The organism is Blattabacterium cuenoti, from assembly GCF_014252115.1.
GTDB lineage: Bacteria > Bacteroidota > Bacteroidia > Flavobacteriales > Blattabacteriaceae > Blattabacterium > Blattabacterium cuenoti_AK.
The window spans coordinates 151,668-173,086 of record NZ_CP059211.1; the positions used below are offsets into that span (position 1 = coordinate 151,668).

General features: G+C 26.5%; 17 protein-coding genes. 15 read left to right on the forward strand and 2 right to left on the reverse strand.

The window, feature by feature from the left end; all coding sequences use genetic code 11:
- The first annotated feature begins 34 nt into the window (after window positions 1–34).
- The 3 genes from H0H44_RS00715 to H0H44_RS00725 are packed head-to-tail and all read left to right on the forward strand — an operon-like array spanning window position 35 to window position 2,078.
- The gene (locus tag H0H44_RS00715; protein ID WP_185871765.1) at window positions 35–973 is read left to right on the forward strand and encodes a ribose-phosphate diphosphokinase; all 939 of its coding nucleotides are present in this window, start codon (window positions 35–37) and stop codon (window positions 971–973) included.
- A gap of 6 nt (window positions 974–979) precedes the next feature.
- On the forward strand, window positions 980–1,618 hold the full coding sequence (locus H0H44_RS00720; protein ID WP_185871766.1) for a 50S ribosomal protein L25: 639 nt from the start codon (window positions 980–982) through the stop codon (window positions 1,616–1,618).
- Window positions 1,619–1,640: 22 nt separating this feature from the next.
- Window positions 1,641–2,078 (forward strand): nucleoside deaminase, encoded by a 438-nt coding sequence (locus tag H0H44_RS00725; protein WP_185871767.1) that lies wholly within the window; start codon window positions 1,641–1,643, stop codon window positions 2,076–2,078.
- Here the strand turns inward: H0H44_RS00725 and H0H44_RS00730 are convergent.
- Window positions 2,071–2,724: a DedA family protein gene (locus H0H44_RS00730; RefSeq protein ID WP_185871768.1), complete on the reverse strand. Its 654-nt coding sequence runs from the start codon at window positions 2,722–2,724 to the stop codon at window positions 2,071–2,073. The two genes, H0H44_RS00725 and H0H44_RS00730, sit on opposite strands and share 8 nt — an antisense overlap.
- Window positions 2,725–2,996: 272 nt before the next feature.
- On the opposite strand from H0H44_RS00730, the gene aroB reads away from it, so the two are divergent.
- Together aroB and gyrA are read left to right on the forward strand one after the other, a co-directional pair.
- Window positions 2,997–4,052, forward strand: a complete 1,056-nt coding sequence (aroB, locus tag H0H44_RS00735; protein WP_185871769.1) for a 3-dehydroquinate synthase — start codon at window positions 2,997–2,999, stop codon at window positions 4,050–4,052.
- Window positions 4,053–4,090: 38 nt separating this feature from the next.
- Window positions 4,091–6,559, forward strand: coding sequence for a DNA gyrase subunit A (gyrA, locus tag H0H44_RS00740; protein WP_185871770.1), 2,469 nt, complete (start codon window positions 4,091–4,093; stop codon window positions 6,557–6,559).
- Here the strand turns inward: gyrA and H0H44_RS00745 are convergent.
- Complete coding sequence (locus H0H44_RS00745) at window positions 6,543–8,657, reverse strand: carboxy terminal-processing peptidase (protein ID WP_185871771.1); 2,115 nt, start codon at window positions 8,655–8,657, stop codon at window positions 6,543–6,545. The genes gyrA and H0H44_RS00745 overlap by 17 nt on opposite strands.
- A 74-nt stretch (window positions 8,658–8,731) precedes the next feature.
- Here H0H44_RS00745 and surE point away from each other — a divergent pair, with 74 nt between their 5' ends.
- From surE to H0H44_RS00795, 10 genes are all read left to right on the forward strand, one after another.
- Window positions 8,732–9,535, forward strand: a complete 804-nt coding sequence (surE, locus tag H0H44_RS00750; protein ID WP_185871772.1) for a 5'/3'-nucleotidase SurE — start codon at window positions 8,732–8,734, stop codon at window positions 9,533–9,535.
- Window positions 9,536–9,550: 15 nt separating this feature from the next.
- Window positions 9,551–10,516, forward strand: coding sequence for a Holliday junction branch migration DNA helicase RuvB (gene ruvB, locus H0H44_RS00755; protein WP_185871773.1), 966 nt, complete (start codon window positions 9,551–9,553; stop codon window positions 10,514–10,516).
- Between the two features lie 79 nt (window positions 10,517–10,595).
- A complete protein-coding gene (locus tag H0H44_RS00760) occupies window positions 10,596–11,891 on the forward strand; it encodes an adenylosuccinate synthase (protein ID WP_185871774.1) in 1,296 nt (431 codons plus the stop codon).
- Window positions 11,892–11,905: 14 nt separating this feature from the next.
- Window positions 11,906–13,321, forward strand: a complete 1,416-nt coding sequence (gene purB / locus H0H44_RS00765; RefSeq protein ID WP_185871775.1) for an adenylosuccinate lyase — start codon at window positions 11,906–11,908, stop codon at window positions 13,319–13,321.
- Between the two features lie 31 nt (window positions 13,322–13,352).
- Window positions 13,353–17,054, forward strand: coding sequence for a phosphoribosylformylglycinamidine synthase (locus tag H0H44_RS00770; protein WP_185871776.1), 3,702 nt, complete (start codon window positions 13,353–13,355; stop codon window positions 17,052–17,054).
- 36 nt (window positions 17,055–17,090) lie between these two features.
- A complete protein-coding gene (gene purE / locus H0H44_RS00775) occupies window positions 17,091–17,579 on the forward strand; it encodes a 5-(carboxyamino)imidazole ribonucleotide mutase (protein ID WP_185871777.1) in 489 nt (162 codons plus the stop codon).
- Complete coding sequence (purC, locus tag H0H44_RS00780; RefSeq protein WP_185871778.1) at window positions 17,576–18,310, forward strand: phosphoribosylaminoimidazolesuccinocarboxamide synthase; 735 nt, start codon at window positions 17,576–17,578, stop codon at window positions 18,308–18,310. The genes purE and purC overlap by 4 nt, the downstream gene beginning before the upstream one ends.
- 17 nt (window positions 18,311–18,327) lie before the next feature.
- A complete protein-coding gene (purF, locus tag H0H44_RS00785) occupies window positions 18,328–19,812 on the forward strand; it encodes an amidophosphoribosyltransferase (protein WP_185871928.1) in 1,485 nt (494 codons plus the stop codon).
- Between the two features lie 16 nt (window positions 19,813–19,828).
- A complete protein-coding gene (purM, locus tag H0H44_RS00790; RefSeq protein WP_185871779.1) occupies window positions 19,829–20,809 on the forward strand; it encodes a phosphoribosylformylglycinamidine cyclo-ligase in 981 nt (326 codons plus the stop codon).
- A 10-nt stretch (window positions 20,810–20,819) separates the two neighbouring features.
- Entirely contained in the window at window positions 20,820–21,386 is a 567-nt protein-coding gene (locus H0H44_RS00795; RefSeq protein ID WP_185871780.1) for a formyltransferase family protein, read from the forward strand.
- Window positions 21,387–21,419: the final 33 nt, after the last annotated feature.

Below are 21,419 nucleotides of genomic sequence, written 5' to 3' on the forward strand. Positions count from 1 at the left end.
TTTAAAGAGTATTTTTGTAGAAAAAGATATAACTATGAATCAAAAAGTTTTCTTCTTTTCTACAAGGAGTGGGTTAAAATTATCGAAAAACATAGCTTATTATTATGGAAATTTTCTTGGTAAAGTACAATTTTTAGAATTTAGTGATGGAGAATATATTCCTTGTTTTGCAGAATCTGTTCGTGGTTCGCAAGTATTTTTGATTGGTTCTACTTTTCCTCCAGTAGATAACTTAATGGAATTACTATTAATGTGTGATGCCGCTCGTAGAGCTTCAGCTCATAACATAACGCTTGTGATTCCATATTTTGGATGGGCTAGACAAGATCATAAAGATAAACCTAGAACACCTATTGCCGCAAAACTTATGGCAAATTTAATAGTAGCTTCAGGCGCCAGTAGACTTATGACTATGGATTTACATGCAGATCAAATTCAGGGTTTTTTTGATATACCTGTAGATCATTTATATGCATCCAGGATATTTATTGACTATATTAAAAAATTAAACATAGATCAATTAACTATTGCTTCTCCAGATATGGGAGGAGCTAAAAGAGCTAGAAGCTATGCAGGTTATTTAGGAACAGATGTAGTAATCTGTTATAAAGAAAGAAAAAAAGCAAATGAAATAGAATTTATGAATCTTATAGGAAATGTTAAAGAAAAAAATATTATACTCATAGATGATATGGTAGATACAGCTGGAACTTTAACAGAAGCTGCTAATTTAATAAAAAAAAAAGGTGCTAAGACTATAAGTGCAATAGCTACTCATCCTGTTTTATCAGGTGATTCATATGAAAAAATATATCAATCAGAAATTGAAAAATTGGTAGTTACAGATACAATTCCCATAAATTCAATGAAAAAAAATGATAAAATTGAAGTTTTATCTTGCGCTCCGCTTTTTGCTGAAGTTATGCAATCGGTGCATAAAGATGAGTCCATCAGTAATAAATTTATAATATAAAAAGTAATGAAATATGTCAATATATACGGTAAAAAACGAGATGTTGGAAAAAAAGCAGTTCGTACCATTCGACTTTCTGGAAAAGTACCATGCATCTTATATGGAAAAAATATAAATATCCCTTTTTTTACTTCATTAGAATATTTAAGAAATATAATATATACTGTAAAAGTGTATGGTGTTATTCTTAACATAGAGGGGTATGATCAAAATATCAATGCAATTCGAAAGGAAATACAATTTGATCCTGTTAGTGACAAAATATTACATGTAGATTTTTACAAAATAGATAAATCTAAGCCTATTATATTAGAGATCCCTATTAAGTCTTTTGGTAGACCTATTGGAGTAACGAAAGGAGGAGTATATTATTCGACTATTCGGAAATTAAAAATAAAAGCAAAACCAGATGAAATGCCAGAATACATTCAGTTAAATATTGATTCTTTAGACATAGGAGACCGAATCACTGTCGAAAACTTATATAATAATCAATATACTATATTACATCCTTCTCATACATTAATAGCAAATGTAAAACATTCTCGTGCAGTTAAAGATATTCAAGAAGAACAAGAAGAAAAAGATAAAGAAGAAAAAGATAAAGAAGAAAAAGATAAAAAAGAAGAAAAAAGATCAAAGTAAGGTATGTTTAGATTTTTATTTTATGAAAATAGCTTTAGAAGAAGCTTTCATTGCTTTTCATAAAAATGAAATACCCATAGGTGCTACAATTACATACCAAAATATAGTTATAGCAAAAGCACATAACTTAACTGAAGCTTTGTGTGATACTACTGCACATGCAGAAATGTTAGTAATTAGTTTAGCGTCTAATTATTTGAAAAGTAAATACATAAGAGAGTGCACTTTATATGTAACTATGGAACCATGTATCATGTGTGCTGGAGCTTTATTTTGGTCTCAAATAGGAAGAGTTGTTTGTGGAACTACGAATCCATCAAAAAGAGGATTTATATATTCTGGTACAAAATTACATCCTAGAACAGAATTTTTATCTGGAATTATGAAAAGTCAGTGTAAAGCTCTTATACATAAATTTTTTTCTTATAAAAGACTTATAAACTGTAAAAAATTTAGGTAAATATTTTTTTCTTTTTACCTATTCTCATTTTTAAAAAAACTGGTAAAGTTGTAATCAATACAATTAATAAAATTATCCATTCAAGATGATTTTTTAATTCTGGAAAACTTTTATCTAAATAATGTCCAGATAACATAATAGAAAAAGTCCAAGCAAGTGCTCCAATAATATTATATATCATAAATTTTTTGAAATTTACACGAATTGCTCCTGCTACAATAGGGGCAAAAGAACGAAACATGGGAAGAAAACGACTCATAATAAGAGCAGTTGTTTTGTATTTATTGTAAAACAATTTGGCTAAAATTAAATGTTTTTTTTTAAAAAAAAAGGAATCTTTTTTTTTATATAAAAGTTTTCCAGATTTATATCCTAGCCAGTATCCTTGCATATTCCCAAGAACAGCAAAAATTGCTACAATTAAAATGATCACAAAAAAAGGAACATTATAAAAATTTTTGCATAAATCTTTCCCAAAAATTCCAGCAGTAAATAATAAAGAATCTCCAGGTAAGAAAAATCCGATAAAAAATCCTGTTTCTGCAAAAACAATAGCTAACAGGATAAATAAAGCTGTATTTCCGAAATACAAAAATATCCATCTAGGATTGAACAAATGTTGGAAAAAATCCCAAAAATCTGACATTTTTCAATGTAATATTGAATGAAAATCAAACAAAGTTAAATATTTCCATTTTTAACTAAAAAAATATTTATTTTCATATGAAACTAAAAAACTAAATATATTCTTTTTATTATGGAATGTTTATTTAAATTTATTAATATTTTAGGATGGATCCCAAATATATTTTTTTTAACAATAGGTTTAACTTTTATCATTTTTTGGTTATATAGAATATTTTATTTCATTAATTAATAAAAAAAATTGGTTAAGTTTGTTAAACTGAAGATAGATTCATGAAAAAAAGGGAAGAATTTGTACATTTTAATGAAGTTGCCTATGATGTTCTTAAAAATTATTTACTACATCAAATAGATTCTGTAAAAAATATATTTGTTATAGTAGATGATAATACCTACATACATTGTCTTCCTATTCTTTTTCAGAAAATAGTTTTTTTAAAAAAATCTAATATCATTAAGATAAAATCAGGAGAAAAAGAAAAAAATATTTATACGTGTGTTCAAATATGTAAAAATCTAGAAAAATTTAAGGCGACTAGAAGAAGTTTAATTCTAAATTTAGGAGGAGGAGTTATAACAGATATTGGTGGATTTGTAGCTTCTATCTTCAAAAGAGGTATTCGATTTGTAAATATTCCTACAACTTTATTAGGAATGGTTGATGCTGCAATAGGATATAAAACAGGTATTAATTTGGACTCTATAAAAAATGAAATAGGATCTTTTTATGTTCCAGAATTTTTAATCATTGATACTCATTTTTTAAAAACACTTCCAAATAAAGAAATTTTTTCTGGAATAGCAGAAATGTTAAAACATGGATTAATAGCTGATAAAAAATATTGGAAACAGATGAATAAAATACAAATAGATAGAAATGAAAATGAATGGAAAGATTTAATTCATAAATCTATTTTGATTAAAAAAAAAATTGTAGATCGGGATCCTAAAGAAAAAGGATTAAGAAAAATCCTTAATTTTGGTCATACTATTGGACATGCTTTAGAAAGTTATTTTATGAATATCAATCAAATGATACACGGAGTTGCTGTGACTATGGGTATGATTTATGAATCATGGATTTCTTGCGAAATTAATGGTTTATCTATAACTGATTACAAAGAAATTAAATCAACACTTTCTGTATTATATCCAATGGACAATAAAATTTCTAAATTAGAAATTCAAAAATTATTATTGATTATGGAACATGATAAAAAAAATGAAAAAAACAAAATTCAATTTTCTTTATTAAAAGAAATAGGAAAATGTTCGTATAATTGTCAAGTCCCACATTCCTTAATTAAAAAAAGCTTTTTTATTAACTAAATAAATATTTTAATTCATTAATTAATATTTTCAAAAAAATGAATGAAAGTGAAGGAGAAAAATTGATTCCTATTAATATTGAGGATGAAATGAAATCATCTTACATAGATTATTCTATGTCTGTTATTGTATCTAGAGCACTTCCTGATGTAAGAGACGGAATGAAACCTGTACATAGAAGAGTTCTTTATGGAATGTATCAATTAGGAGTGATTTCAAACAGTTCTTATAAAAAATCTGCTCGTATTGTTGGAGAAGTATTGGGTAAATATCATCCACATGGAGATGTTTCTGTTTATGATACTATGGTTCGTATGACTCAAAAATGGACATTACGTTATCCATTAATAGATGGACAAGGAAACTTTGGATCATTGGATGCGGACCCTCCAGCAGCTATGCGTTATACAGAAGTCAGAATGAAAAAAATATCTGAAGAAATGTTATTGGATATTAAAAAGAAAACAGTAGATATGCAATTAAATTTTGATGACTCTTTGGAAGAACCTACTGTTTTACCTACACGAATTCCCAATCTTTTAATTAATGGATCTTCTGGCATTGCAGTTGGAATGGCAACTAATATTCCTCCTCATAATTTAAAAGAAACTATAAATGCTATTTGTGCTTATATAGATAATAACGATATATCTATAGAACAAATTATGAAACATATTAAAGCTCCTGATTTTCCTACAGGCGGGATTATTTACGGATATGATGGTGTAAAAAATGCTTTCCTTACTGGAAAAGGACGTATTGTTTTACGTGCTAAGGTACATTTAGAAGAAATTCATGGACGACAGTGTATTATTGTAGATGAAATTCCTTATCAAGTCAATAAAGCTGATCTTATTTCTAGAACTGTTGAATTGATGAAGGAAGGAAAGATGGAAGGTATTTATCAAATTCGTGATGAATCGGATAGAAATGGATTACGTATTGTTTACATTTTAAAACAAAATACAAATTATAATATATTGTTAAATAAGTTATTTCAATATACTTCTTTGCAAACTTACTTTAATGTAAACAATATAGCTCTAGTTAATGGAAAACCTGTTCAATTAAATATAAAAAATATGATTCAACATTTTGTTGATCATAGACATGATGTTATTATTCGTCGTACAAAATATGAATTAGAAAAATCTCAAAACCGTGTTCATATTTTATTGGGATATTTGAAAATATTAGACCATTTAAATATTTTGATTCAGCTAATTCAAGAATCAAAAAATCATTATGATGCTTGTGATAAATTGATTCAAAAATTTCAAATATCAAAAAATCAGTCTAAATCCATTTTAGACATGAAATTACAAAGCTTGACATCTTTAGAAAGAAAAAAATTGAAAAGAGAATATGAAGAACTTGTTAAAAAAATAGAATACTTTAAAAGTATTTTGAAAGAATATTCCACAAGAACTAAAATTATTAAAGAAGAACTTTTTGATATAAAAAGAAAATACCAAGATCCACGTTGTACACAAATTGACTATTCTGGAAATAAAGTAAATATAGAAGATTTAATTGAAAATGAACAAGTAGTTCTTACTATATCCCATGCTGGTTATATTAAGAGAACATCTTTATCAGAATATAAACGTCAAGGAAGAGGAGGTGTAGGAAACAGGGGAGCTATCGCTAGAGAATCAGATTTTTTTAAACATTTACTTGTAGCAAGTAATCATCAATATCTGCTTTTTTTTACAGAAAAAGGAAAATGTTTTTGGTTAAGAGTATATGAAATCCCAGAAGGATCTAAAATTTCTAAGGGAAGAGCGATACAAAACATTATTCATATTCAACCAGATGATAAAGTTAATGCTTATATATTAACAGGAGATCTTACCAATAAAAAATATGTAAAAGATTATTATGTGATGATGGTTACGAAAAAAGGTATTATTAAAAAAACATCTTTATATAATTATTCTAGACCTAGAAAATATGGTATCAATGCTATTGTGATACGTAAAGGAGATTCTTTGCTAGAAGCTATTCTAACTAAGGGGAATAGCCATGTTTTTATTGCTGTTAAAAGTGGAAGAATTATTCGTTTTTCAGAAAATCAAATCCGTATCACTGGTAGAAATTCTTCGGGAGTTATAGGAATTAATACAAAAAATAACCAAGATTTGGTTGTTGGAATGATATGTGTGGATATTATAGGAAAAGAAAAAGGACATTTATTAGTAGTTTCTGAAAAAGGATTTGGAAAAAGATCTCATATCAAAGATTACCGTATAACCAATCGTGGTGGTAAAGGAATTAAAACAATTAATATAACTAAAAAAACGGGAAGTTTAATTTCTATAAAATATGTTACGGATCAAGATGATTTAATGATTATAAAAAAATCAGGAGTTATTATACGTATTCCTATATCAGATATAAGAGTTATGGGAAGAACGACTCAAGGTGTTAGATTAATTAATCTAAAAGAAAATGATGCCATAGCTGATGTTGAAAAAGTATATAAACCTATTATGGATTTTCATTAAAATCTCGTAAAATATTGATACATTCTGTTATATGAAAATCTTTTTTTATATTTTTTTTCCATTTTATTTGTTTTTCTGATTCATTTTCATTCAAAATGATTTTATAACAGGTAGAGAAGTTTTGTGATCCATATATATTTAAGTAATTTCTTAACTTTTTAAAGTTTTCGTTTCTTTTTTTTATTTTTAAACTTTCATAAAAAAATCTTTTCCAGTTTAAAGAAAATTGTCTTTCATTAGATATTTTTCTTTCTAATAATTGTATTTTATTATGAATAGTGATAAAATCCTTATTTCTTTTTAAACGTTTTATGCTTTTACATTTAATATTTTCTAGATATAAATTGTTATAATAAAAATAAGAACGAAGGAAAGGAATAGGATCTGTATAATCCCATGGAATGGGATTATTTTTATTTTTTTCCATATATTTAAAAAATAGACCTTTTATGTTACTTGGAATAACTATATCAGAATTTACACCCTTTAATTGAGTAGAACAGCCGTTCACTCGATAGAATTTATTGATAGTAAATTTTAAAGCTCCTAATTCTATCTTGTAGAATAAGAATCGATTTAATGGATAAATAGTTTGAACTGTTCCTTTTCCATAAGTTTGATTACTACCAACAATAATTCCTCTCTTGTAATCTGCTATAGCAGCAGAAAAAATTTCAGAAGCAGAAGCAGATAATTCGTTCACAAGAACCACAAGAGGCCCTTTCCATAACATTTTATGTTCATGACTTTCGAGTACCTTTTTTTTTCTGTTAGGTTTTCCTATTTGTACAATAGGAACTTTTCCTAAAAAGAAACCAGCAATTTTTATTACAGTATTTAAAGATCCTCCTCCATTATTTCTGATGTCTATCAAAATCCCTTTGATATTTTCTTTTTTTAATTTTTCAATGATTTCTTTTATATCTTTAGCTGCATTTCTTCCGTTTTTATTTTTAGGATTAAAATAAAATTCTGGTAAAAAAATTAAACCATATTTATTTTTATTATTATCCATAATTACAACACTTTTTGCGAAAATTTCTTTTTTTTCAATTATCTCTCTGGTGAGAATCACTTCTTTTATAGATCCATTTTTTTTTTGAATAGTTAATCTAACTTTGCTTCCTTTTTTTCCTTTTATTAAACGAATTGAATCTTCCAGTAACATACCTACAATATTTATGAATTCTGAATTCACATTCTTTGCTACTCGTATAATTTTATCTCCTATTTCTATTTTTTTATTTTTCCATGCAGGTCCACCATAAATTATTTTTATAACGGTAGGATATCCTTTATCATCTTGTAATTCTATTCCAATTCCTTCTGTTTGTCCAGATATGTTTAAATCAAAAATTTCTTTTTCTCTAGGGGAAAAATAATTAGTATGAGGATCATATTGAGAAGTTATCGTATTCACGTATATTGGAAACCAATCGGTTTTTTTTTTTATTTTTAATTTTCTGAAATATTCTTGAATATATTTTTCTACTTTTTTTCTTGATTTTTCTTCGTTTTTTAAAAAAATTTTTCTCCAAATTTTTTCTTGATTTATGGATATTTTTTGATTTGTATTTGTGATTATTTCTAATAAAGTTAAATATTTTAAATATTTTTTCCATTTTTCAATCCATTCTTTTTTATTTTTTGAATAAGAAAAATTTCTTTCTTTAAACACTTCGTTTTGATTAAAATTAAAAGGTGTTTTCAATATTTGATAACATATACATTCTACTTCTTTTATTCTTTGAAAATAACACTTCATAATAATATTAAAAAATGTAAGGTCTCCATGAATCCAAAAATCATCTATTTTATCATGAAACATAGAAAGATCTTCTACATCTTTTTGTATAAAAAAACGTTTTTGACTATCTAATTTTTCAAAAAACTTTTGATACACTTTTTGTGAAAAGTTATTATCTACAGAAATAGGATTTGGATGTAAAAAATGAAGTGTTTTATATATTATTTTGAGTATTATACGTTGTTTTTCCTCCTCTCCGTTAGGAGAACAAAAACTTAATGAAAAAATGAAGAAAAAACCAATTATTACGTATTTAAAAAATTTAAGTAATTTTTTTATTTTAAGATTCAAAGTTATATTCTGGTTGAAAAAAATATTAACAAAATTATATATAATATATGATGAATAGAATAAATATTTAAAAAATGAAGAAAAAACCAATTATTTTAGTTACAAATGACGATGGAATCATAGCTCCAGGGATTAGGGCTCTTATTCATTATATGAATCTTTTAGGAGATGTATATGTAGTGGCTCCGAATAAAGCTCAATCTGGAATAGGACATGCAATAACAATGAATACAATATTACATTGTGATTCGGTAAAAATAGATAATGGAATTCAAAAAGAATGGGAATGTTCTGGTACTCCAGTTGATTGTGTTAAACTAGCAATTAGTGATCTTCTTCCTAGAAAACCTGATATTTGTGTATCAGGAATTAATCATGGTTCAAATTCTTCTGTAAATATCATGTATTCTGGTACTGTTTCGGCTGTTATTGAAGCAAGTATAGAAGGAATTCCTTCTGTAGGATTTTCTCTTCTAGATTTTAATTGGAATGCTGATTTTGAACCATCTAAAAAATACATATGTCAAATTGTTGAAAAAATTCTTCATAATCCTGTCCCAAAAAAAATCATTACTTTAAATGTAAATATTCCTAAATTAAAAAAAGAAGAAATTAAAGGAGTTAAAATATGTAGACAAGCAGAATCTAAATGGAAAGAAAGTTTTAATAAACGTTATAATCCTAAAGGAAGAACTTATTATTGGCTAGTAGGTGATTTTATTAATTTAGATAAAAAAGTAGATACAGATGAATGGGCATTAGAAAACGGATATATATCTATTGTTCCTATTCAATTTGATTTAACAAATTATTCTATCTTAGATCTTTTAAAATCTTGGAATTTTATTGTATTATTTATATTTCTTTTAATTTTTTAATAAAATCTCGATACAGTGTCATTTCATTTAGAAAAAGCCTTAAATCCCAAAACTATTCAAGATTTTATCGGGCAACATGAAATATTAGAAAATTTAAGAATTTTTATTCAAGCCTCTAAAAAAAGAAAGGAAGCTTTAGATCACATTTTATTTCATGGACCTCCAGGATTGGGAAAAACAACATTAGCACATATTGTAGCCAATGAATTACGTGTAAACATAACTGTAACTTCAGGGTCTGTTTTAGATAAACCTGGGGATTTAGCTGGTTTATTGATTCATTTGAAAATAAATGATGTAATTTTTATTGATGAAATTCACCGACTTTCTCCAATTGTTGAGGAATATTTATATTCAGCTATGGAAAATTATAAAATAGATATTATTATAGATTCTGGTTCTAATGCCAGATCACTACAAATAGATCTATCTCCTTTCACTTTAATAGGGTCTACTACAAGATCAGGATTACTTACGGCTCCTATGCGTTCTAGATTTGGAATTAATTTTCGTCTCAACTATTATGACAAAAAATTATTAAAAAACATTGTAAATCGTAGTGCAAAATTACTCAATATACCAATAACGGAAGAAGCCTCTTGTGAAATTGCTAATAGAAGCCGTGGTACTCCACGTATTGCAAACGCTTTATTACGTAGAATTCGTGATTTTGCGCAAATAAAAGGAAATGGAACTATTGATATGAATATATGTAATTTAGGATTAAAAGCTCTTAATGTAGATAAATATGGATTAGATGAGATGGATAATAGAATTCTTTCATATATCATAGATTATTTTAAAGGAGGACCTGTAGGAATTAATACTATAGCAACAGCTGTTAGTGAAAATTCAGATACTATAGAAGAAGTTTATGAACCTTTTCTGATTCAAGAAGGATATTTAATTAGAACACCTAGAGGAAGAAAAACAACAAAATTAGCTTATCAACATGTTAAAAAAAATTTTCAAAAAAAATAAACTGAAATATTTTTTATTATCCATTTATAAGAATTAACTTTGTGATGAAATAGTATAATCATCAAAATATAAAAAAATCATGCCTTCAAATGTTATTGTTGGTTTACAATGGGGTGACGAGGGAAAAGGGAAAATTACAGACTTACTTGCTAAAAAGTCGGATTATGTGATTCGTTATCAAGGAGGAAATAATTCAGGTCATTCTATTCATATTAAAAATCGTTATTTTGTTCTTCATTTAATTCCTTCTGGAGTAATTTATCCTGGTGTAAAATGTATCATTGGTCCTGGAGTAGTCGTTGATCCTAAATCTTTGATACAAGAAATACAGAATTTAGAATCTATGGGTATTAATACGTCAAAAATTTTTTTAGCAAAAAGAGCACATGTAACTATGCCTTATCATTGTTTACTAGATCAATATCAAGAAGAGTTTTTAGGAGATAGGTTAATTGGAACTACACATAAAGGAATTGGTCCTACTTATGTAGATAAAATTTCCCGTACAGGTATTCGTGTTTTAGATTTACTAGATTTAAAAGTATTCTACAAAAAATTAAAGTATAATATTGATGTTAAAAATAAAATATTTATAAAAATTTTTAAAAAAAAACCCCTTTCTTTCAAATCTATTTACGAAGAATATATAGAATATGCAAAAATTCTTTATGATCGAATTATAGACGCAGTTTATGAAACTCACCAAGCTTTTCATAAAAAAAAAAAGATTTTGTTTGAAGGAGCTCAAGCTATGTTATTGGATATAGATTATGGAACATATCCATATGTAACTACTTCTTCTACTTCTACAGGAGGCGTATGTGTAGGATCTGGTATTCCTCCTAACTTTTTAAAAAATTTTATAGGAATAACAAAAGCATATTGCACTCGTGTAGGGTTTGGACCTTTTCCTACAGAAATAAAAAATGAAATGAGTGATGTGATACGTCAGAAAGGAAATGAATACGGAGCAACTACAAAACGCCCAAGACGATGTGGATGGTTGGATTTAGTAGCTCTTAAGTATTCTTGTATGATTAATGGGATCAATTATTTAGTTATTACAAAATTAGATGTTTTAAGTGAGTTTGATATTATTAAAATATGCATAAAATACAAATCTGATGATCAAGTTTTACAATATTTTCCGGCGAAAATAAAACAAAATATAAAAGGAATTTACATAGATTTACATGGATGGAAACAAAATATATCTCACATACATGAATATATAGATTTACCAAATAATTGTAAAAAATATATTAAATTTATCGAAGATTTTTTAAACTTAGAAATTCTATTAATTTCTGTAGGTTCTGAAAGAAATCAAAATATTGTTAAAAATAAGTCTTTATTTTTTAAAATTTTTAATTAAAGAAAATATTTCTTGTGGAAAGATATAAAAATCCCTTAGTAGAACGATATGGTAGTAAAGAAATGTTATATAATTTTTCTCCAAAAAAAAAGTTTATTCTTTGGAGAAAGTTATGGTTTTATTTGGCAGAAATTCAAAAAGAATTAGGATTAAATATTAGTAATGAACAAATTGATGATTTAAAAAATCATTTATATAACATAGATTGGAATAGGGTATCTTTTTTTGAAAAAAAATTTAGGCATGATGTTATGGCTCATTTATATGCTTTTGGAGAAAAAGCAATTATAGCTAGACCTATTATTCATTTAGGTGTCACGAGTGCCTTTTTAGGAGATAACACGGATATTATTTTAATCAGAGATGGATTAGAAATTTTATTAAAAAAATTGATTAATATCATTTTTCGTCTTAGAAATTTTACTTTGGAATATCACAAGATTCCTACTTTAGCTTTTACTCATTATCAACCGGCTCAATTAATTACTGTAGGTAAACGTTCTGCTTTGTGGTTACAAAGTCTACTTCTAGATTTAGAAGAATTGGAATTTAGGTTAAGAAATATTCATTTTAGAGGAGTTAAAGGAACTGTAGGTTCAGCAGATAGTTTTAAAAAACTATTTGATGGTAATTTGCAAAAATTAAAAGATTTAGAAAGAAAATTATCTGAAAAATTCGGATTTAAAAATGTTTTTTCTATCACAGGGCAAACTTACGATAGAAAAGTTGATGCTCAAATATTAAATTTTTTATCCAATATATCTCAATCTTCTCATAAATTTAGTAACGATTTACGTTTATTACAAAACCTAAAAGAAATGGAAGAACCTTTTGAAAAAGAACAAATTGGATCTAGTGCTATGGCTTATAAACGGAATCCAATACTTAGTGAACGTATGGCATCTTTAGCTAAATATGTTATTTCTCTTTCTAGTAGTTCAGCTTTCGTTTCAGCTACCCAATGGTTAGAACGGACTTTAGATGATTCTGCAAATAGACGATTAGTTATAGGACAATCATTCTTAGCTGTAGATTCTATTTTAATGATTTGGAATAATATATTAGAAAATATTGTTGTATATCCTAAGATTATTGATAAACATATAAAAGAAGAACTTCCTTTTTTAATTACTGAATATATTATTATAGAATGTGTAAAAAATGGGGCAGATAGACAGGATATTCATGAAAGAATACGGGTTCATTCTATGAAAACAAATGATAAAATTAAATTAGAAGGAATGGAAAATGATTTTATTCAACGTATTTTACACGATAAAAAAATACCCATTCATAAAGAACAAATAAGTAAAATTCTAAACTACGAAAATTTAACAGGGTTTTCTTCAGATCAAACCTTAGAATTTATTGATTCGAAAGTGAATCCTATATTAAATCGTTTTCATCATCTAATTGATTCTAATATATAGAACGTGGATAGAAAAATCCAATAATAAAATTATGAATTTTAGAATTTATATACAAAAAAAAAGACCTTTTGATATTGATTCTAGAAAATTACACAATGAATTAAGAAGTATAAATATTTCATTGTCCAATGTAGTTGTTTATCATATATATGATATATATAATATTAATGAAAAACTTTTTTTAGAAAGTTTATCAAAAATTTTTGTAGATCCTGTTACAGATATTTTACACAAAAAAATACAGAATTTTAATGCTTCATATATAAAATTTTTTCCAGATAAATATGATGATCGAGCACATGCAGCTATGCAATGTATAAAAGTTATAGATCCTGAATCATCAGCTATGATTTCAGTAAAAACGGGACAATTAATTGAATTAATTGGGGTAAAAAAGAAACAGGATTTTTATAAAATTAAAAAATATTACATTCAATCATGCTTGAATACAGAAAAAAAAGAAGATGATAAAGAAATAATAGATAATTTCATTAATTTTTCTGTTGAAAAAATTATAGAAATACATAGAAAATGGAATTTTTCTATGAATGTAAATGATTTTCTATTTATACAAAAATATTTCTCTCAAGAAAAAAGAAATCCAACAAAAGCAGAATTACGTATATTTGATGTTTATTGGTCTGATCATTGTCGTCATGTAACATTTTTTACTACATTAATAAACATATCTTTTTATGGATCATTAAAACAAACATATCAAAGTATTTTTAAAAAATATTTAAAAGATAGAGATTATATAGGTAGATCAAAATATCCTATAAATCTTATGGATTTATCTAGTTTACCTTCTAAAATTCTTTATAAAAAGGGAAAATTAAAAAATTTTGTTTTATCAAATGAACATAATGCATGTATTATTAAGGTAAATGTAGATTTTACAGAAAAAAATAAAAAAGAAAAATGGTATTTATTATTTAAAAATGAAACTCATAATCATCCTACTGAAATAGCTCCTTTTGTAGGAGCTTCCACTTGTATAGGTGGGGCAATTCGTGATCCTTTATCAGGTAGAGCATTTGTTTATCAGGGGGTAAGATTGAGTGGTGCTGCTGACCCTATCCATTTAAAGACCCCCCCTATAAAAGGAAAAATTCCACAACATAAAATTTGTTTTGAATCAGCTTGTGGTTATAGTTCTTATGGAAATCAAATAGGATTAGCAACAACCCATGTACATGAAATATACCATGAAGGTTATAGAGCTAAAAGAATGGAAATAGGTATGGTTGTTGGAGCTGTACCCGTTGATTTTATAAAACAGGAAAAACCAAAAAAAGGAGATATTATTTTATTAGTTGGGGGGTTAACAAGGAAAGAAGGAATTGGAGGAGCTGTAGATTCTTCTAAAGAAAAAGAAGATAAATCTGATTTAAAAGATAATGTGCAACAAAAAGGGAATCCAATAATAGAAAGAAAAATTCAAAGATTTTTTAGAAAAAAAAAAGTTGTTTCTTTAATTAAAAAAAGTAATGATTTTGGAGCAGGAGGTGCTGCTGTTGCTATAGGGGAATTAAGCGACAGTTTAGTACTTTATTTAGATAAAATACCAGTAAAAAATGCAGAAAATAACAATATAAAAGCTGTAGAAATTGCACTTTCGGAATCTCAAGAACGTATAGCCGTTATATTAGATTATAAAGATGTGAAAAAATTTATTCATTTTTCTCATGAAGAAAATATAATGTCTGTTCCTATAGGAGAAATCACTGATAACAAACGTATTATTTTTTATTATAAAAAAAAAGAAATTTTTAATGTGAAAAGTTCTTTTTTGAATACAAAAGGATCCCATAAAAAAATAACTGTTCGTGTGAATTCTCCTACTTCAGTTTCTCCTTTTAAAAAATCAGAGAAAATTATTTTTAATAAAGAAACATTTTTAAATACTCTTTCTGAATTAAATATAGCTTCTCAAAAAAGTTTAGTAGAAATGTTTGATAGTACTGTAGGTGGTACTACAGTTTTAATGCCTTTTGGTGGAAAATATCAAATGACTCCATCTGAAGGAAGTGTTCAAAAGATTCCTGTTTTAAAGGGGAATACAAATACAGTCAGTTTAGTTTCTTGGGGTTTTCATCCTGAAGTTTCTACTTGGAGCCCTTTTCATGGAGGAGCTTATGCTATTGTGGAATGTATTTCTAAAATTATTTCTATGGGTGGAAATTATAAAAATTCCTATTTTAGTTTTCAAGAATATTATCAAAAACTAGGAAATAATCCAGAAAATTGGGGAAAACCTTTTTCTGCTTTACTAGGAGCTTATCATGCTCAAATGTCATTAGAATTGGCTTCTATAGGAGGAAAAGATTCTATGTCTGGAACATACAAAAATTTACATGTTCCCCCAACATTTATTGCTTTTTCTGTATCTACAAGTTTATGTTCCAATATAATATCTCCTGAATTTAAAAAAGTAGGAAATAAAATTTATTTGTATTATCATAATTCATTAGAAAATGAAATGCCAAATTTTGATTCTATAAAAGAAGCCTATGAAGAAATTTATAAAGAAATTTGTTCCGGTAAAATTGTTTCTATAAAGACAGTAAAAGATGGAGGTATTTCCGTCGCTATTGCAAAAATGTCTTTTGGAAATTGTTTAGGTGCAGTGATTAATTATAAAGATCATTTATTGGAAACAAATATAGGTTCCTTAATTATAGAATCATCATCTTCCATTAAAAACAATAATTTTATTCCAATAGGAGAAATTACTTCTCATAAAAATTTAAATTTCAATGGAATATCTATTGATATAGATGAATCTATAAAATGTTGGTTGAAAACTTTAAATCCTATTTTTTCTCCTAATGAAAATAAAAAGAACAATAAAGAAAAAAAGAATATTCAAAAATTTAAAATTAAAAAAGAAAAGGAATATAATTCTATCATATGGAAATGTAAACTGAAAAAAAAAGGAAAACCTAGTGTATTTATTCCTATATTTCCCGGTACAAATGGTGAATTTGAATCAATTCGTGCATTTGAAAAAGAAGGATCTATAGTAAATACTTTAGTATTCAAAAATCTATATGACAAAAATGTTATGGAATCCATATTTTCTTTTAAAAAGCATATAGAATCCGTGCAAATATTTATGCTTTGTGGAGGTTTTAGTGCTGGTGATGAACCAGATGGTTCTGCTAAATTTATAGTATCTATATTACATAATCCATATATTCAAGATGCTATTCAACATTTTCTTAATAAGGATGGATTGATTTTAGGAATTTGTAATGGGTTTCAAGGTTTAATAAAATCTGGATTATTACCTTATGGTAAAATTTGTTTGAGAAATCAGAATTCTCCTACACTGACGTATAATAAAATAGAAAAACATATATCCCAATGTGTTCATATTAAAGTGATATCTGATCACTCTCCATGGTTAAATGGAATGAAAAATAAAATATATACTCTTCCTATATCTCATAGTGAAGGAAGATTTTATGCAAATAAAGAAACAATAAATATTTTATTAGATAGAAACCAAATTGCAACACAATATGTGGATTTGGAAGGGGATCCTAGTTTAAATAGATTATATAATCCTAATGGATCTGTTGGAGCTGTAGAAGGATTATTAAGTGAAAATGGTAAAATTTATGGAAGAATGACTCATCCAGAACGTTATGATCATGGATTATTAAAAAATATACCTAATATTCAAGAACATTCTATTTTTAGAAATGCAATACAATATTTCTTGTGAATATAATTAATTATTAAAAATAAATTACAATAATTTATGCAAGTGGCTATATTTCTTGGAAGTGTTTCTGACAAATCAATTATGAAAGTAACTGCTGAACTACTTAACCAATTTAATATAAACTATAAATCTTATATAATTTCCGCACATCGATTGCCAGATATTTTATCAAAGACTATAAAAGAAATAGAATCTGAAGAAACAGATGTTATTATTGCAGGGGCTGGTTTATCCGCTCACTTACCTGGTGTTATTTCTTCTAAAACAATTATTCCTGTTATAGGAATCCCCATTTATTGTAGTAATAATAATAATTCCTTAGGAGGAATAGAGGCTCTTTTTTCCATAGTGCAAATGCCAAAATATGTCCCTGTTGCTACAGTAGGAATAAATAACTCTTATAATGCAGCTTTATTGGCTGTTCATATTTTAGCTATAAAATATCAAAATATAAGAAAGTTATTGATAAAATTCAGAGAAAAAGAAAAGGAAAAACTGATAAATAAAATTAAGATAGATTTATGATCGTAAATTATATAATTAAAAAAGATCTTTTATTTGAAGGAAAAACAAAAAAAATATATGCTACTAAAAATCCATTTGAAGTCTTAATTCATCACAAAGATTATTTAACCGCTTTAGATGGTCTAAGAAAAAACTTTTTACAGGATAAAGGAATTTTAAATAATGAAATAACTACACTGATTTTTAAATTTCTAAATTCTTGTGGAATAAAAACTCATTTTATACGAAAAATAAACAACAGGGAACAATTATGTTATAAAGTAGATATGATACCTTTAGAATTTGTTGTCCGTAATGTTGTTGCAGGGAGTATGTCTAAACGTTTAGGAATTAAAGAAGGGGTTCATCTTTCTAATCCTATTTTTGAAATTTTTTATAAAAATGATAAATTGAAAGATCCATTAATTAATGATCATCATGCCGTATTCTTAAAAGCTCTTTCCTATGAAGAATTAAATTCCATTTATAGCATAATATCGAAAATAAACTATATTATTAAGAAATATTTTTTAAATAAAAATATTATATTGGTTGATTTTAAAGTAGAATTTGGTAAGAATCATAAAAACGAGATTCTTCTTTCAGATGAAATCAGTCCGGATACTTGTCGTTTTTGGGATAAAAAAACGATGAAAAAATTAGATAAAGATTTATTTAGAATGGAATTAAATGAAAAAAAAGAAGTATTTGATATTTACATAGAGATATTAAAAAGGTTAAATGTAAGTTAACCATTAAAATTGAAATGATGGGACAAAGATATTCTTTTTCCAAAAAGAAAATATCTCAATTATTCCCTTTTATTCTGAAAAATAATTATTCTGATAAATTTCATGATGAATGTGGTGTTTTTGGGATTTATTCACCTTTTAAAATAGATACCTTTTCTTTAATTCAGTTTGGTTTATTTGCATTACAACATAGAGGGCAAGAGGCTTGTGGTTTTTCTGTTTTACGAGATGGATTTATTTTATCACATAAAAATGAAGGATTTGTTTTAGATTTTTTTAAAAAAATTTCTAATTCTGAATGTTATCATGGAAATGCTGCAATTGGACATACTCGTTATTCTACAGAAGGAGGACAAAGTAAAAAAAATATTCAACCTTTTTTTGGAGAAGATTCCTATGGAAGGAGTACTATATCTATAGTACACAATGGAAATTTAGTCAATGCTCAATATATTCGTAAAGAATTGGAACATCAAGGAATAAATTTTATATCCGAACATTCGGATTCTGAAGTTATTTTACGTTTAATACAAAAATATTTACCAGAATATGAGAATAATCTGGAGAAAGCTATTCAAAAAACCACTGTTGACATTAAAGGAGCTTATTCTGTAATCGTTCTTATGAAGAATAAAATGGCTGCATTTAGAGATCCAAATGGAATACGTCCTTTATGTTATGGAATGTTGGATGATAAAACTTATATATTTAGTTCTGAAACTTGTGGAATTGATTCTGTGGGAGGTTTTTACGTAAGAGATTTATTACCAGGAGAAATTATAATTGTGGATCAAAAATCAATTCAATTTTCTAAACTTAGAAAAATAAAAAATAGAAATGTAAAAAAAAGAATATGTTCTTTTGAATATATTTATTTTTCTCGTCCTGATTCTTTAATTGAAAATGTAAATGTTTATGAAGTTCGTGAAAAAAGTGGAGAAAAACTCTATGAACAACATCCAGTAGAAGCTGATGTGGTTATCGGTGTTCCGGATTCTGGAGTTCCAGCTTCTATTGGGTATTCCAAAGCCTCTGGAATCCCTTTCAAACCAATTTTAGTAAAAAATAAATATATTGGTAGATCTTTTATACTCCCTAAAAAAGAAATGCGTGAAAAAATGGTAAACTTGAAATTAAATCCTATTTTAGATGAAATAAAAGGAAAACGAATTGTTATTATTGATGATTCTATAGTTCGTGGTACGACCAGTCGTAGATTGGTTTACATATTAAGAAAAGCAGGAGCTAAAGAAATTCACTTTAGAAGTGCTTCTCCTCCTATTATAGGACCATGTTATTTAGGAGTAGACACTCCAACTAGAAAAGATCTTATATCATACAATCATATCGATAAAAAAAGTATCGAAAAAATTCTAAATGTGGACAGTTTAGAATTTTTAAGCATGGATAATCTTATAGACATTCTTGGAAGTATTCATTATTGTTTTGGTTGTTTTACCGGAAATTATCCAGTTCAAAAAACTGAAAACAATATAACATAAAATAAATCATAAAAAAGTGAAAAAAAGTATGACCATATGTAATCTTAGTAAGATTTTAGAAAAAACCTATAACAATAGGGTAATGAGTACGTTAAATAATTTTTCTAGTTTTTATAAAATGTATGAATGTGGATATAAAGAACCTATTTTAGTTTCTGGAGTAGATGGAGTGGGGACTAAATTACGTCTGGCTATAGATTTCAAAAAATATGGTGTAATTGGAGAAGATTGTTTTGCAATGTGTGTAAATGATGTTTTATGTCATGGAGCAATTCCTTTATTTTTTTTAGATTATTTAGCTTGTGGAAAACTAGATACTGCTATCATAGAAAAAATTATACAAGGTATAGCTATTTCTTGTAAAAAAACAAATACTTGTCTGATTGGAGGTGAAACTGCAGAAATGCCTGGAATTTATCAAGAAAATGATTATGATATAGCTGGATTTTGTGTAGGTATTGTAGAAAAAAATCATCTTGTAGATGGTAAAAAATTAATTCGCGAAGGAGATATTTTGATAGGCCTTCCTTCATCAGGTGTGCATAGCAATGGTTTTTCTGTAATTAGGAACATTTTTTCTTCAGAAGATTTTTTGAAATTTTTTCAAAAAAAACCGTTTTATGAAACGCTTTTAATTCCAACCAGAATTTATCATTTTCCTATTTATACTTTATTAAAAACATTTGTAATACACGGATTAGCTCATATTACTGGAGGAGGTATATTAGATAATTTATCTAGAATTATTCCAGAAAATCTATCAGCCGTAATAGAAAAAGAAAAAATACCTATTCATCCTGTTTTTAATTATATTAGAGAAAGGGGAAATCTATCAGAACAAAAAATGTGGAATACTTTTAATATGGGAGTAGGAATGATTATCGTAGTTTCTTTTAAAGAAAGAGATTCTATTTTGGAAAAACTTTATTTTTTGGGAGAAAAACCTTTTGTATTAGGTAATATTGTGAAAGAAAATAAAAAAGTATTTTTGAAATAAAAATATTTCCATGAATAAAATAGCTGTTTTAGTTTCTGGAGAAGGAAGAAATACACATCATATTTTACAATCCATTAAAAACGGAATGCTCTATAATTCAATAGTAAATATAATGATTTCTGATAGATGGTGTAGAGCTATTCAATATGCATTAACAAGGAATATCACAGTATTTTCTCTAATAAAAACTAATAAAAAATTTCTTTCTAAAGAAATAGATAATATACTTATAAGATACACACCGGATATCATAGTTCTTTCAGGTTTTTTTTCTATACTTGACGAAGAATTTTGTGAAAAATGGAGTGGTAAGGTAATAAATGTTCATCCTTCTCTACTACCTAAATATGGTGGAAGAGGAATGTATGGCATAAAAGTACATCAAGAAGTTATAAAAAATAAGGAAAAAATATCAGGTGCTACAGTTCATTATGTCACAAAAGATGTGGATTTAGGAGGTGTAATTTTAAAAAAAACATGTAGAATTGATTCAAAGGAGACTCCAACATCCTTATCAAAAAAAGTTTCTATGATAGAAAAAGAAATATTAATTCAATCTATTAACAAACTTTTATAAAGTTATAAGGGAAGGGATTAATAAATCTATGTA

Bases quoted from the DNA above. Each gene is read 5' to 3' on its own strand.
- H0H44_RS00715 (WP_185871765.1), top strand. From the start codon at position 35: ATGAATCAAAAAGTTTTCTTCTTTTCTACAAGGAGTGGGTTAAAATTA.
- H0H44_RS00720 (WP_185871766.1), top strand. From the start codon at position 980: ATGAAATATGTCAATATATACGGTAAAAAACGAGATGTTGGAAAAAAA.
- H0H44_RS00725 (WP_185871767.1), top strand. From the start codon at position 1,641: ATGAAAATAGCTTTAGAAGAAGCTTTCATTGCTTTTCATAAAAATGAA.
- H0H44_RS00730 (WP_185871768.1), bottom strand. From the start codon at position 2,724: ATGTCAGATTTTTGGGATTTTTTCCAACATTTGTTCAATCCTAGATGG.
- aroB (WP_185871769.1), top strand. From the start codon at position 2,997: ATGAAAAAAAGGGAAGAATTTGTACATTTTAATGAAGTTGCCTATGAT.
- gyrA (WP_185871770.1), top strand. From the start codon at position 4,091: ATGAATGAAAGTGAAGGAGAAAAATTGATTCCTATTAATATTGAGGAT.
- surE (WP_185871772.1), top strand. From the start codon at position 8,732: ATGAAGAAAAAACCAATTATTTTAGTTACAAATGACGATGGAATCATA.
- H0H44_RS00760 (WP_185871774.1), top strand. From the start codon at position 10,596: ATGCCTTCAAATGTTATTGTTGGTTTACAATGGGGTGACGAGGGAAAA.
- H0H44_RS00770 (WP_185871776.1), top strand. From the start codon at position 13,353: ATGAATTTTAGAATTTATATACAAAAAAAAAGACCTTTTGATATTGAT.
- purE (WP_185871777.1), top strand. From the start codon at position 17,091: ATGCAAGTGGCTATATTTCTTGGAAGTGTTTCTGACAAATCAATTATG.
- purC (WP_185871778.1), top strand. From the start codon at position 17,576: ATGATCGTAAATTATATAATTAAAAAAGATCTTTTATTTGAAGGAAAA.
- purF (WP_185871928.1), top strand. From the start codon at position 18,328: ATGGGACAAAGATATTCTTTTTCCAAAAAGAAAATATCTCAATTATTC.
- H0H44_RS00795 (WP_185871780.1), top strand. From the start codon at position 20,820: ATGAATAAAATAGCTGTTTTAGTTTCTGGAGAAGGAAGAAATACACAT.